The organism is Exiguobacterium sp. SH0S2, from assembly GCF_004337185.1.
In the GTDB taxonomy this organism is placed as follows: domain Bacteria; phylum Bacillota; class Bacilli; order Exiguobacteriales; family Exiguobacteriaceae; genus Exiguobacterium; species Exiguobacterium aurantiacum_A.
The window spans coordinates 49,458-62,722 of sequence record NZ_SJVB01000005.1; the positions used below are offsets into that span (position 1 = coordinate 49,458).

General features: G+C 52.6%; 13 protein-coding genes. 8 read left to right on the forward strand and 5 right to left on the reverse strand.

The genetic code is table 11. The annotated features are described in order from the left end of the window. Positions 1 to 60 precede the first annotated feature (60 nt). The 6 genes from EVJ21_RS12495 to menC are packed head-to-tail and all read left to right on the forward strand — an operon-like array spanning position 61 to position 7,161. Complete coding sequence (locus tag EVJ21_RS12495; protein ID WP_131441103.1) at positions 61 to 1,446, forward strand: isochorismate synthase; 1,386 nt, start codon at positions 61 to 63, stop codon at positions 1,444 to 1,446. Then, positions 1,443 to 3,092 carry a 2-succinyl-5-enolpyruvyl-6-hydroxy-3-cyclohexene-1-carboxylic-acid synthase gene (menD, locus tag EVJ21_RS12500; protein ID WP_131490636.1) on the forward strand — a complete coding sequence of 550 codons (1,650 nt, stop codon included), beginning with the start codon at positions 1,443 to 1,445 and terminating at the stop codon, positions 3,090 to 3,092. Before EVJ21_RS12495 ends, menD begins: the two co-directional genes overlap by 4 nt. Continuing rightward, positions 3,089 to 3,865 (forward strand): alpha/beta fold hydrolase, encoded by a 777-nt coding sequence (locus EVJ21_RS12505; RefSeq protein WP_236636588.1) that lies wholly within the window; start codon positions 3,089 to 3,091, stop codon positions 3,863 to 3,865. Before menD ends, EVJ21_RS12505 begins: the two co-directional genes overlap by 4 nt. Further along, the gene (gene menB / locus EVJ21_RS12510; protein ID WP_070328925.1) at positions 3,866 to 4,690 is read left to right on the forward strand and encodes a 1,4-dihydroxy-2-naphthoyl-CoA synthase; all 825 of its coding nucleotides are present in this window, start codon (positions 3,866 to 3,868) and stop codon (positions 4,688 to 4,690) included. Positions 4,691 to 4,739: 49 nt separating this feature from the next. Further along, positions 4,740 to 6,110, forward strand: a complete 1,371-nt coding sequence (menE, locus tag EVJ21_RS12515) for an o-succinylbenzoate--CoA ligase (RefSeq protein ID WP_131490637.1) — start codon at positions 4,740 to 4,742, stop codon at positions 6,108 to 6,110. Further along, a complete protein-coding gene (gene menC / locus EVJ21_RS12520; protein ID WP_131490638.1) occupies positions 6,094 to 7,161 on the forward strand; it encodes an o-succinylbenzoate synthase in 1,068 nt (355 codons plus the stop codon). Before menE ends, menC begins: the two co-directional genes overlap by 17 nt. A 41-nt stretch (positions 7,162 to 7,202) precedes the next feature. On the opposite strand, the gene map is transcribed toward menC, so the two are convergent. The 5 genes from map to EVJ21_RS12545 form a co-directional block, all read right to left on the reverse strand. After that, the gene (gene map, locus EVJ21_RS12525; RefSeq protein WP_131456863.1) at positions 7,203 to 7,958 is read right to left on the reverse strand and encodes a type I methionyl aminopeptidase; all 756 of its coding nucleotides are present in this window, start codon (positions 7,956 to 7,958) and stop codon (positions 7,203 to 7,205) included. 11 nt (positions 7,959 to 7,969) lie between these two features. Continuing rightward, the gene (locus tag EVJ21_RS12530) at positions 7,970 to 9,163 is read right to left on the reverse strand and encodes an EAL-associated domain-containing protein (RefSeq protein WP_236636589.1); all 1,194 of its coding nucleotides are present in this window, start codon (positions 9,161 to 9,163) and stop codon (positions 7,970 to 7,972) included. 37 nt (positions 9,164 to 9,200) lie between these two features. Continuing rightward, entirely contained in the window at positions 9,201 to 9,452 is a 252-nt protein-coding gene (locus tag EVJ21_RS12535) for a hypothetical protein (RefSeq protein ID WP_035385950.1), read from the reverse strand. A 102-nt stretch (positions 9,453 to 9,554) separates the two neighbouring features. After that, complete coding sequence (gene cshA, locus EVJ21_RS12540) at positions 9,555 to 11,084, reverse strand: degradosome RNA helicase CshA (RefSeq protein ID WP_070328919.1); 1,530 nt, start codon at positions 11,082 to 11,084, stop codon at positions 9,555 to 9,557. A gap of 162 nt (positions 11,085 to 11,246) precedes the next feature. Continuing rightward, positions 11,247 to 12,098: a CvfB family protein gene (locus EVJ21_RS12545; RefSeq protein ID WP_070328918.1), complete on the reverse strand. Its 852-nt coding sequence runs from the start codon at positions 12,096 to 12,098 to the stop codon at positions 11,247 to 11,249. Between the two features lie 567 nt (positions 12,099 to 12,665). On the opposite strand from EVJ21_RS12545, the gene EVJ21_RS12550 reads away from it, so the two are divergent. After that, positions 12,666 to 12,908, forward strand: a complete 243-nt coding sequence (locus tag EVJ21_RS12550) for a hypothetical protein (protein ID WP_070328917.1) — start codon at positions 12,666 to 12,668, stop codon at positions 12,906 to 12,908. 84 nt (positions 12,909 to 12,992) lie between these two features. Further along, positions 12,993 to 13,253 carry a hypothetical protein gene (locus EVJ21_RS12555; RefSeq protein WP_016508370.1) on the forward strand — a complete coding sequence of 87 codons (261 nt, stop codon included), beginning with the start codon at positions 12,993 to 12,995 and terminating at the stop codon, positions 13,251 to 13,253. Positions 13,254 to 13,265: the final 12 nt, after the last annotated feature.

Genomic DNA, 13,265 nt, shown 5'->3' on the forward strand with positions numbered 1-13,265 from the left:
CGTTAAGTCATGATACACTAAAAGATGAATATTCTATCGGATTGAGGAGGCTTTTCTTATATGCCAGATACTCAAACACACATTAAACAACGAATCGAACAAGCGCATAAACGCGCACGCGCATGGCAACGACCTGTCCTTGCCTCATACACGTGGGAGATCCCTTCGTTCGACGCGTTTCATATCATTCAAAATACAGAAACATCACACTATTATTTTTCGACACCCGATCGCTCACTTGAAATGCTCGGTTGTGCCGACGCGCTCGTCTTGACGGCGTCCGGACCCGAACGGTTCCAACGTCTGCAATACGACTGGAGCCTGCATCGCCGAGATGTCGATGCCGTCATCTATGCGTTCTCAGGATTTTCGTTCGATACGTTCGTCCGACCTCAAAAAAACATGTGGGACTCATTCGGCGAGGCGGCTTTAGTCGTCCCTAAATTTTTATACCGTCGTTCCGGTGACAAGCACACGTTGACGGTGTCGACCCTTGTTTCTTCAAACCAGACCGTTGAACAATATTTAATTCAACTAGCCGACCAATTGGCCCAGTTCAACGCCCTGCACGCGCCCGATGAGTCGACACCGACGTATTCGAAAGTAAAAGACGGCGTCGATCACTTTAAATCAAGTTTTCAACAGGCGAAAGGATATATCGCCGAAGAAAAAGTCGAGAAACTCGTCATCGCCCGGGAAGAGATTTACCAGACGTCAGATGAAGCGTTCCCGTTCGCGAAGACGCTACGGCACTTGTCTGAACATCAAGAAGGTAGTTACGTGTTCTTATATCAACCGAAACGGGAAATCGGATTTTTCGGGGCCACACCGGAGCGGCTCGTCCGTAAACAAGGACCGCATATCGAGACCGCGGCCATCGCCGGCACGATCAAACGCCCGGATACGGACGCGGAAACCGAGACGGCGAAACAGCAGTTGTTGCATGACCGTAAAAATTTAGAGGAGCACCAAATCGTCGTCAAAGACATTCAAAACGCTCTCACGCCTTATGCAGCGACCATTCATGTCGCACCGTCCCCGACGATTTTAGAGAACCGCTCGGTATTTCATTTACACACACCGATCAAAGCGACTTTGGACACGAACGCGTCTCTCCTCTCCATCATTGAGTCGTTGCACCCGACACCCGCACTCGGCGGTTCTCCGAAGCGGACGGCCGTCCGCTTGCTGCGCGACATCGAACGGTTCGATCGCGGCTGGTACGGCTCACCGTTCGGCTGGTTGAACACCGACGGAGAAGGTGAATTTGTCGTCTCCATCCGTTCGGCCCTCGTCCAGCATCAGTTCGTGGCATTATACGCAGGCTGTGGAATCGTCCAAGAGTCTGAACTCGAATCAGAGCTAGCCGAGACAGAAGTCAAATTGAGCCCGATCAAGCAAGCGCTCGGGTTAGACCAAGTCATTTCAGGAGGCAATCACGAATGAACGATATGTTAACGAATTGGGTATCCCATATGATGAATCGACTCGTCGAAACTGGGATTTATGACGTCGTCATCAGTCCCGGTTCGCGTTCGACACCGCTGGCGATGGCCGCGTATTTGCACCCGAATATACGCCATCACGTCGTCGTCGATGAGCGTTCAGCCGCTTTCTTCGCGCTCGGACTAACCCGCGCTGGCGAAGACGTTCGGCCGGTCGCATTAATTTGTACGAGCGGCACAGCCGCTACCAACTATTTTTCAGCTATCGCCGAGGCAACGATTTCCCAGCTCCCGCTCGTCGTCTTGACGACAGATCGGCCGCATGAGTTGCGTAACGTCGGGGCCCCGCAAGCAATCGATCAAGTCCGTCTCTACGGTGAACATGTGAAGACGAGCCTCGATCTACCGGTGCCCGAGCCAGAGAGTCTGCGCTATATGGAACAAGCCGTCGGACGTCTCGTACGCATGAGTGCGCAGGCCCCGCTCGGACCGGTCCATATTAACATTCCGTTCCGAGAACCGTTACTGCCCGATATCGAACGTCTGAAGTCACAATTGACCGCCACTTCGAGACGGAGCGAGACCTCGTACATTCGTCCCGTCACCGACGACTTGGTTCGCTTCAAACAAGAGACGGCCGTCGAACGGCTCGCTTTCGTCGTCGGACCTGGCACGCCGACGTCTTGGCTCGAAACCATCTCCAACGTAGCAAACACTCACCGAATTCCGGTGTTCGCCGATCCGCTCAGTGGCATGCGTTGCTTTGACGGCGTTTTGACGAATTATGACACGTGGCTCGCAAGTGAGCATAGCCCAGAATGGACGCCGAATGCGGTCGTTCGCTTCGGTGCGGCTCCTGTATCGAAACGGTTGAATGAATGGCTCAAACAGACCCACCAAATCTTGATTGAACAGCCTGGCTCGTTTCGCGACCCATCGAGTCGTGCGACTGTCGTCTACGGCGACGCGAATGATTATTTGGAGGTCATCGACGTCCCGTTTGACGACGTCTACCGCGCTCGCTTTTCCTTATTCGAACAAGTCGCCGAATCGGCCAAACCAAGTCTGAACGGTGAGAGCGCCTTGACGCGTCACGTCTTGAACGCTCAGATCGACCGGTTGTTCGTCAGCAACAGCATGCCGATCCGTGACGTCGACACGACGCTCGGCGCCGGACAAGCCGTATCCGTCTTCGCCAACCGAGGCGCGAACGGAATCGACGGAATCATCTCGAGCGCGCTCGGCGCTTGCTACGACACAGAACGAGCCGCGTTACTGATCGGTGACTTGGCGTTCTATCACGACAGCAACGCCCTGCAGTTACTAAAGACGCATCCTGGCTCGTTCTCGATCATCGTCGCCAACAACAACGGCGGCGGCATCTTCTCCTTCTTACCGCAAGCATCAATCGAGCCACAGATGTTCGAAGACTTGTTCGGTACACCGCTCGACTTGAACATCCGTGGCTTCGCCGACACATACGGGCTTAGCTATCAACTGCTCGAACGTCCAGAAGACGTGACAGCAGCGATCGAGGCCGAGATTCAGTTGATCGAATTCCCGTCTGACCGTGCCGACAACGTCTTATCCCACCGGAACTGGACGGAATCGATCTGCACGCGTCTCACGTTGGAGAACGGGACGTGAGACGCACTGTCCGTGACGTGTCGTATGAAGTGCTCGAGCACGGGTCCGGAAGACCGGTCCTCTTGTTGCACGGCTTCACGAGCAACGCCGGATGGCTCTCGTATTTCCCTGACTTGCCGATGCGCCTCGTCGCCCCGTCCCTGCTTCAACATGGACAGACCGGCAGTTGCTCGGTCGCCCGCGCGAAGATGAGCCAACAAGTGAAGGATTTGTCGACGCTGCTCGACACGGACGAAAGGCCGTGGACGGTCATCGGCTATTCGCTCGGCGGCCGCATCGGGATGACACTCGCAGCCTGTGACGAGCGCGTAGACCACTTCATCGGGATTAGTACGACGCCCGGTCTCACCGCTTCAGAACGACGAGCGCGACGCGACGCCGATGAACGGCTCGCGCGACGAATCGAGACGGACGGAATCGAAGCGTTCGTCGCCGCATGGGAGATGCTCCCGCTTTGGCGTCAAACGGACGAGATGCGGGCCTCGCTTCGACATGAGCGGCTCGCTCAAGATCCGTCGGCGCTCGCGAACAGTTTGCGCGCCATCGGGACCGGCAGTATGCCGTCGCTATGGACGCATCTTGACCGCCTGCCTCGAACCGATTTGATCGTCGGTGCGCACGATGTGAAGTTTCAAACGATTGCTCGCGCTATGCGTGAACGTCGTCCAGACATTCGGATACACGAAATTTCGGGTGCGGGCCATGCTCCCCATATCGAGAACGCCCAACAATTTGGTACAATGATAGAGAAATTGATTTTAGGGGGAATTTAAATGGAATCAGTAGCAAACTGGACATCGGTCCGGACGTATGAAGACATTAAATATGAGAAGTGGAACGGGATCGCAAAAATCACGATCAACCGCCCGGAAGTTCGGAACGCATTCCGTCCGCTCACGGTCAACGAATTGATTGACGCGTTCGCGCGCGCCCGTGACGATAAAGAAGTCGGCGTCATCATCTTGACAGGTGAAGGCGATCAAGCCTTCTGCTCAGGTGGCGACCAAAAAGTTCGCGGTCACGGCGGCTACGTCGGTGACGATGATATCCCGCGCTTGAACGTCCTTGATCTTCAGCGCTTGATCCGAGTCATCCCGAAACCGGTCATCGCCATGGTCGCTGGATACGCCATCGGTGGCGGACACGTCTTGCACCTCGTCTGTGACTTGACGATTGCGGCCGACAACGCTCGTTTCGGTCAAACTGGACCGAAAGTCGGATCGTTCGACGCCGGTTACGGTTCAGGCTACTTGGCCCGCATCGTCGGACATAAGAAGGCTCGTGAGATTTGGTACTTGTGCCGTCAATACGACGCACAACAAGCGCTCGACATGGGGCTCATCAACACGGTCGTCCCGCTCGAACAGCTTGAAGCCGAGACGGTCCAATGGTGCCAAGAGATCTTGCAACACTCGCCGACAGCACTCCGCTTCTTGAAAGCTGCGATGAACGCTGATACGGACGGCTTGGCCGGGATCCAACAGCTCGCCGGTGATGCGACGCTCCTTTACTACACGACAGATGAAGCAAAAGAAGGCCGTGACGCCTTCAAAGAAAAACGTGACCCTGACTTCGGTCAATTCCCGCGTTTCCCGTAAATCGTAAGAGAGTAGCGAATTCGCTACTCTTTTTTTGGAGGTAATTGTGATGGATTATGATTTGAAGCAACATCCTGTCGACACGATCGCCCTCGTCACCGCAACGGAACGTCTGACGTGGGGCGAATTGATCGATGAGAGCTCGCGCTTGGCACACTTTTTAGGCCGGACCGTTCCGGACGCTCGTCACATCGGACTGTATGCGTCAAATAGTAAAGACTATGTCGTCGCAGTCCACGCCGTCCATTTGCTCGGAAAAGTACTCGTCCCGTTGAATACACGACTGACCACAAGCGAACTCGCAATGCAACTCGACAAGGCCCACATCGACATCTTACTCGTCGATCAGGAAATCGACCTCAACGTCCCTCAAATCGACGTGAGCGTACGCGATCAAGAGCCATTGCGCCGACATCATCGCTGGGGGCGTGACGAGGTGATGTCGCTCATGTTTACGTCCGGCACGACCGGACACGCCAAAGCGGTGCAACAGACGTACGGAAATCATCGCGCGAGCGCCGAGGCCGCAAAAAAACATCTCGGATACGAGCCGACCGACCGCATGCTCGTCGTCACACCGCTGTTCCACATGAGCGGACTCGCTCAAGTGTACCGCTGCGCCCTGTTCGGCTCAGCATTATACGTTGAACCGAAGTTCGACGTCTTGCGTACGATCCAATTGATCGCGTCCGAACGGATCACCCATCTTTCCCTCGTCGCCATCATGCTCGGGCGACTGCTCGACGCAGGATTGACAAGTCACCATCTCCGCGTCATTCTCGTCGGAGGCGGACCGGTGCCACGGCCGTTACTCGAAGAAGCAGACCGCCGCCACTTGCCGATCGCGCAGACGTACGGGATGACGGAAACTTGCTCTCAAGTCGCGACGTTGTTGCCGTCCGAAGCACTGGACCATATCGGTTCAAGCGGTCAAGCGATCGCACCGACCCACATCCGTATCAGTCGCGATGGTGAGATCGAAGTCAATGGCCCGACCGTCACGCCCGGCTATTATAACGAATCGGAAGCGAACGCTTGGACCGAGGACAGGTACTGGCGAACCGGCGACCTCGGAACGATCCAAGACGGCTATTTATATGTTTTGGATCGCCGGAGCGACTTGATCATCTCGGGCGGAGAAAACATCTATCCCGCGGAGATCGAGAGCGTCCTGTTGCGATGCCCCGGTATCGAGGACGCAGGTGTCACCGGGAAGCCTGATCCGACATGGGGCGCCGTCCCGATCGCCTATATCGTCGGGACATACGACCCTCACGAACTTACGCAAATTTTAAACGACCACCTTGCTAAGTATAAGCACCCGAAGGCATTGATCGCGGTCACTCAGCTCCCACGAAACGCCAACGGAAAATTGATGCGACACCGCTTAAAGGAGACCGATTATGATTCAACGAGCTGACCTTTACATCGTCCCGCTCACGTTCAAACACCCGCTTGTGACAGCCCATGCCGTCTTGACGACGCGACGGACGGTCATCCTCCGTCTCGAAACGATCGACGGAGCAGTCGGATACGGGGAAGGTGTCGCCTTTGAGACGCCGTGGTACACGTCGGAGACGGTCCGCTCGACCGTCGACACGTCTGAACTGATCTATCGATTGCTGAAAGGGCAGACGGTCAGCGCGACCACATTTCCAGACCATGTCCGTTCGATCATCGGGCACCCGATGGCAAAAGCGATGTGGGAGAGTGCACTCTGGGAAATCGAGGCCGCCCGTGCTGGCGTGACGCTAAAACAACTTTTGCAAGCCGGACATCACGTCGCTTGCGGGCGGACGATTGGGATCGGCTTGCTCACCGAAACGTTGAACGCGATCGAACAGGCGCTCGATTCCGGGTTCGAACGGATCAAGTTGAAAGCATCGCCTCATGAGCTATTGACGGCGCTCGCGGAAGTGCGGACTTTTTTCCCGGACGCTCCGCTCATGATCGACTTGAACGGCAGTGCGCACGAGCAGTCGCTCGACTGGTTCGAACAACTCGACGCCCATCGCCTCTTGATGATCGAACAGCCTTATCCGAGCGACTGCTGGGTCGACTCGGCCGACCTGCAAACAAAACTCAAGACGCCCATTTGTCTTGACGAGTCCATCACCTCACGACAAGACGTCGAGACGATGAATCGGCTTCGGGCCGGACGCATCGTCAATATCAAACCCGCCCGCGTCGGGGGATTGACCGAAGCGCTCGCAATCCGTGACAGCGGTACTCCGTATTGGGTCGGCGGTATGTACGAATCATCGATCGGCCGTTATCATACGCTCTTATTCGCCTCGTTGACGGGTGCCGCCTATCCGGCCGACATGGCCGGAACGAGCGCCTATTTTGAGATTGACTTGCTCGATACGCCGCTCGAAGTCGAAAACGGTCAACTCTCGATCCCTGACGTCGTCACTCCGGATTGGAAAAAGATTCATCAGTTAAGCGAACAAATCATCCAATTAACGTAAACAAGGATACAGACCGCGGTCTGTATCCTTGTTTGATTGCGTCATTCTTCTCGGAACGTGCCAGTCAACACTTCATAGCCGTCCTCGGTCACGATGACCGTGTGCTCAAACTGCGAGACGGGGCTGTCGTTCGGTGTGAACAACGCCCAGCCATCCTCTTCTGACTGGTAGACAATCTCGTCTTTCGTCGAGACGAACGTCTCGACTGCGATGACTTGACCGACTTTCAAGATGTCATTCTCTTCCCGGCTATAATAATTGGAGATCGTCTCCGGTTCGCCGTGGAGCGTGCGGCCGAGTCCATGACCTGCCAAGTTTCGAATGACGGTGAAGCCATTTTTGCGGACATCCGCGTAAATCGCTTTTCCGATCTGGTTCACTTTCGTACCGGCCTTCACTTTGCTGAGACCTGCTTCGAGCGACGTGAGCGAGACCTCGACTAAGCGGACATGCTCTGGCGATTTCGGTGTGCCGGCGATCACCGTTCGTCCCGTGTCTGCATAATAGCCATCTTTCACGGCAGACACATCGACATTGACGATGTCCCCGTCTTTAATGACTTCTTTACCTGGAATTCCGTGGGCAGCCACTTCATTGATAGAGATACACGTATAGCCCGGAAACTCATACATCGTAATCGGCGCCGAGGCCGCTCCTTCTTCTTCAAGAATACGTTGCCCGATCGCATCGAGCTCCTTCGTCGTCATCCCTGGCGTGACGGCCCGTGCCATCTCATCCCTTGCCCGGGCGACGATTCTCCCAATCTCACGCAACGCATCATAATCGTAATCAAACATCATAATCCCTCTCAATCTAATAATCGGTTTTGGTATAAGTACTCTTCTGATAAATCGGCGAACAAAAACATGCCGTCCGGTAACGGGTAGCTGAACGTACGTGTCACTTCGTTGGAGCTGAAGTCGCGATAGTCTTCCGACAAATAGCCCCGCCCGCGAACACTCATCGCCGCCATCGTCCGGATAAAGTACGGTCGAAAACTCCAGTTATAGCCTCGGTATGTGTTATCGACTTTCCAAACGTGTTGCTCTTGGTAGACGTTCGCACTCGTCTGGAAGCCCGTTTGATCGGTCAAGTAGTAGCGGACGAGCATCCCTTCTAATTTAGGGGCGATATGGAGCAGCCATTCATCCTTCTTATCCCGTGACCATTTCCCGGTTTGGACGAGCTCCGCGACTTTTCCGTGAAGTTCGAATTCTAGCTCATACAACCGCTTCAATCGCTCTTGGTCGTGCAGGAAGAACGCTGGAACTTCTTGCGTGAGCACACTCATTCCTTTTGCTTCACGCGGCGGGGAATCCTCTTGACGACCTAACAAGCCGCCCATGTAGTAACTCCCACCGTGCTGCCAGGCGTAACGCAACTGACCGAGATGATCGATTGACTTATAAAGCAGCGGGGCCCCGAGTTTCGAAGCGATGTATTCCATCGTCTGGAGCATTTGGGGGTAAGTCACCGACAACGTCTTCTTCTCGACCATCGTTGCTAAATCGACAAGCAACAACTCCGGTGCAATCGTCATGATGTCCTCGATACTCGTCGACTCCGCGAAGTCGAGCGCGACTCTCACACCAGAAGATCGATAATATTGGACGACACGGGACAGACGAGACACATCGACGAGCTCGGTCCCTTGAAGTGTCACAAATATCCGGTGGAGCGGGAAGTTCAATTCCCGTAACGGTGCTAAAAATGCTTCGCCCCCTTCTTCAAGGATCCATTCCGACCGGCAGCGGAACGTGACGAACTGCTTTTCGTCACGTAACGCTTCGGCGGCCAACCGTTCCATCCGCTTGGCGATGTCGAGTTGATACTCGACCGGTACGTCGTCATCATAAAAGAACGGGGTGAGCGACTCGCCCCTGAAATGGCCGTGTACCATGTAGCCTTCCACTTGAAACGTGGCCGCCCCGAAAATCGGTTCATACGTCACTTCGACTTCATTTGGATTCATCATCACATCCACTGCATCCAATTGGATCACCTCATCCTCATTTTCGAAACAAGAAAGCGAGCCGGTTTCAGCTCGCTCGTGTATGCACATACATATAGGCACCGAAACAAGCAATAAAATACACGATACTCATCACACCGTATCCGATTCCCATCTTCCCGCCGACGCCGATGGCCATGACCAACCAAATCATCGCGCCAAACAAAAGTGTGGCGACCGGAATATATCGGAAATTCGGACGTACTGTCCGCATAACAATCGGCTTCAATGCTAGGATGCACGCCAATAATATGACGAGACCTAAACCTAGTTCTACCATCCGTTGACACCTCATCCTTCAATCTCTACTCGTTCAGTGTAGCATGAGATAAATAAAAAAACCGCAAATCCACTTAAGGAAATGCGGTTTTCGTTTTATCGATTAGTCACGCGGACGACGTGGGCCACGGTCTTCTGATGAGCGACGACGATCGTCAGTCCCACCAGTGCGTTTTCCACGGTATCCACCGCCACCGCTACGTTCGCCTGAGCGTCCGCCACGGTCTCCGCCGCCAGTGCGACGGTCTCCGCCACCACTGCGTGCGCCGCCACGGTATCCACCGCGGTCGTTGCGTCCACCTTGACGTTTCACACGGACTGGTTCTGCGTAAGAGATTTCAACAGGTGTTGAATCTGGCTCTTTCGTCAAACCACGAAGTGCTGCTGCGAGAAGCTCGACTGCTTCGTACTCTTCAAGGAGCTCAGTCGCAAGTTGCGTGTAAGCTTTGAAGTCGCCCGCTTGAACGCGTTCGATCAAATCTTCAGCTGATTGCTTTTGGTTTCCTTCAAGTACTTCTGCGATCGTCGGTACGTGACGACGGTTCATTTTCTTGTTCGTCACACGTTCGATTGACTTCACTTGACCGAATTCACGTGGCGTGATGAACGTAAGGGCAGTACCTGTTTTACCAGCACGGCCTGTACGTCCGATACGGTGCACGTAGCTTTCCGGATCTTGTGGGACGTCAAAGTTGTATACGTGTGTGACACCTGTGATATCAAGTCCACGCGCCGCTACATCTGTTGCGACCAAGATGTCGATCGTGCCGTTTTTGAAACGACGGATGACTTGGTCACGTTTTGATTGCGTCAAGTCACCGTGAAGGCCATCAGCCGTGTAACCACGTTTGATGAGTGCTTCTGTAACTTCGTCAACACGTTTCTTCGTACGAGCGAAGATGATGCTGAGTTCTGGTGAGTCGATGTCGATCAAACGGCAAAGCGTATCGAATTTTTGACCTTCGCGCAATTCGAGGAACTGTTGGTTGATGTTTTCAACTGTCATTTCCTTCGATTTTACTTTGATGATCGTTGGCGACTTCATGAAGCGCTCAGCGATCTTCTTGATTTGTGGTGGCATTGTCGCTGAGAAGAGAAGCGTTTGACGTTCAGCCGGAAGGCCTTTCAAAATCATCTCGATATCTTCAACGAAGCCCATGTTGAGCATTTCATCCGCCTCATCCAAGATCACTGTTTGGATCTCGTCGAGTTTGATCGTCTTGCGTTTCATGTGGTCCATGAGACGTCCAGGTGTCGCAACGACGATTTGCGGGTTCTTTTTCAAGCCGCGGATTTGGCGGTCGATTTGCTGACCACCGTATACAGGAAGTGCGTATACACGCTTCGTTTCCCCGATTTTGTTCAATTCTTCTGCAACTTGAATCGCAAGTTCACGTGTCGGTGCAAGAACAAGTGCTTGGACTTGACGCGCCTTTGTGTCGATTCGCTCAATTGTCGGAATACCGAAAGCTGCTGTTTTCCCTGTACCTGTTTGTGCTTGGCCTAATACATCCGCTCCTGTAAGTGCGATTGGGATTGTTTCAGCTTGGATCGGTGTCGCTTCCTCGAAGCCCATTTTGAGTACACCTTTTACTAATGCTTCACTTAACTGTAAATCTTGAAATTTTGTCAAATTATATTCTCCTTTGTTCATGCAAAAAACGTCTGAGGTTAGTTCTGCAGACGTTCTTTAAATGTTTCCTCGTAGTCAACTCTTATTACTATACCGCATTTGTTTCTAAAATGAAAGAAATACATTCTAAAACTTTTTTTAGCCACCTGGACATGAGTAATCTTATTTCAATTTATACCCGTTGTCGAGTTTTTCAACTTGCTTTTCTTTCAAGAGCTTCCCGAGCGCCCGTTTGAAGGCCGCCTTGCTCATGCCAAACTCACGGTCGATCACGTCTGGGGCTGTCTTGTCGCCGTAAGGCATTTCACCACCGCGTTCTTCGATGTAAGAACGAATGCTTTCCGCATCCGGGTCGATCGCTTCATACGCTCGCGGTTTCATCGATACAAGAACGGTACCGTCTTGCTTCACTTGCGTCACACGTACTGCTAACTGTTCGCCGAGACGCGGCCACCGCGTCATCTCTGCTTCATGTAAGAAACCGAGTGATTCATTCTCGACCCAGACGTTGACACCGACGTCACGTTTGTTGACGACGATCGCTTGAACGTCTTGATTGCCCCACTCTTCTTTCGCAGGACGGGCAAGCAAGTTCAAATACGCATAATGAGCCGGTTCTCCGAGAAGACGGCCTTTTTGATCGTATTTGAGACGGACGCATAGCTTATCGCCTTCTTTCGGCCAATATGTCCGGTTTTCAGGAAGGTCGTCGAGCGAGACGAGCACATCCTTTTGAATGCCGATGTTGACGAACACACCCGTATTGTAGCGAACGCCTGTCACCTCGAACCATTCATATTCTTCAAACGATACGTTCGGAATCGTCATCGTCGAAGCGAGACGGCCTTCCGAGTCGTGATAAAGGAAGACACGCACCGTTTGACCGACTGTGACTTCTTCTGTTTGTTCTTTCCGATGAAGCAATACCTCTTCACGGCCGTTCCCAATAAATACGCCAAAATCGGCTGAACGTTCCGCAACTAGATCGACTACATCTCCTGCACGTAATACCATTCTATACACATCCTTTTTCATCTTATTACTGTCAGTATACCTACCTACACACGTTCTTAATCATATCACGTTCCTTTTCCTGCTTCAGGTCAATTGTGTCTAATTTGTGAACGCAGCAATGAACCACCCAACCGTCAAATCTCTAAATCGACCGAGTATCAGACGGAATTTTGTGACAATTTTGTGAACAATGTTTTTCCATCTAGTATCCACTTTTTGAAAACGTTATTATTAAAGGAGTGTTGTTTATAAAACAGGTTTCAGCAATGTCCGAACGGGGGAAATAAAATGTTTGATGTTCAATCTCGCTCATTTGCGAAACGCTTCATGAAGGGCCTTTTGATTGCATTCTTCGCTCTTCTCGCTTCGCTGAGTTTCATATTCTCAAACGGTGTCGATACGAACGTGTCGTCTTCCGTCACGATGGTTCAAGAGTAAGCGCCCTCTCGCTCGTCAGAAGGCGTTTTTTTGTTTTGTTCGACAAAAAAAGGAATTTTTTGCTCACTTGTCGAACGAGAAATACGTTCGGTTTTTTCAATTGAATCATCTGGGAAGGGAGAGTCACTCATGCTATTTTATTTTCTCACCACGATTCTTTCAGTCGTCGGTTTGTCCGTCTCGCTCCAAACCGGTTTTTTCAAAGATCCGATCGGCACATTCTTGTTCGCGGCGCTGCTCGCCATGGGTCTATCTTCATTTAAACAGCTTATCGCACAAATGAACGTGCTCCTGAAAGAAAGGCGCAATCAAAAGCGCATCGATCGCATCGTCGCTCGCATGCACTCCAGTTCACGCAAACGCTCTACATAACGCTCGTGTTCCCACGCCACTTTTGGTATTCTATTCTAGATAGAAGAGCACAACGGACTTGGACCGTAGGAGGCACAAACACGAATGAATGAAATCCCTTTATCGAACGAATGGCTGTTACGCTATTCACCCGTCATGGAGCTGTGGCTGAAAGAAGACGGCATTTTGCTCGTCGATGACGACAATCGAATCCGCCTCACCTTAGAAATTGGCAGTGATCACGTGATGCAGTTTAAGAGCATCGAGCAAGACGGTGCCTACTTTGTCGTTGACCCGGTGAATAAACGAATTACGTTCGAACTCGAGGAAGAAGAAGAGGAAACCGATTCTCGCTTCTGGGAATAAAGATTCATGTCT

What these genes read in the sequence shown, in the direction of transcription:
- EVJ21_RS12495 (WP_131441103.1), top strand. Translation starts at nt 61, where the DNA reads ATGCCAGATACTCAAACACACATTAAACAACGAATCGAACAAGCGCAT.
- menD (WP_131490636.1), top strand. Translation starts at nt 1,443, where the DNA reads ATGAACGATATGTTAACGAATTGGGTATCCCATATGATGAATCGACTC.
- menB (WP_070328925.1), top strand. Translation starts at nt 3,866, where the DNA reads ATGGAATCAGTAGCAAACTGGACATCGGTCCGGACGTATGAAGACATT.
- menE (WP_131490637.1), top strand. Translation starts at nt 4,740, where the DNA reads ATGGATTATGATTTGAAGCAACATCCTGTCGACACGATCGCCCTCGTC.
- menC (WP_131490638.1), top strand. Translation starts at nt 6,094, where the DNA reads ATGATTCAACGAGCTGACCTTTACATCGTCCCGCTCACGTTCAAACAC.
- map (WP_131456863.1), bottom strand. Translation starts at nt 7,958, where the DNA reads ATGTTTGATTACGATTATGATGCGTTGCGTGAGATTGGGAGAATCGTC.
- EVJ21_RS12535 (WP_035385950.1), bottom strand. Translation starts at nt 9,452, where the DNA reads ATGGTAGAACTAGGTTTAGGTCTCGTCATATTATTGGCGTGCATCCTA.
- EVJ21_RS12545 (WP_070328918.1), bottom strand. Translation starts at nt 12,098, where the DNA reads ATGGTATTACGTGCAGGAGATGTAGTCGATCTAGTTGCGGAACGTTCA.
- EVJ21_RS12550 (WP_070328917.1), top strand. Translation starts at nt 12,666, where the DNA reads ATGCTATTTTATTTTCTCACCACGATTCTTTCAGTCGTCGGTTTGTCC.
- EVJ21_RS12555 (WP_016508370.1), top strand. Translation starts at nt 12,993, where the DNA reads ATGAATGAAATCCCTTTATCGAACGAATGGCTGTTACGCTATTCACCC.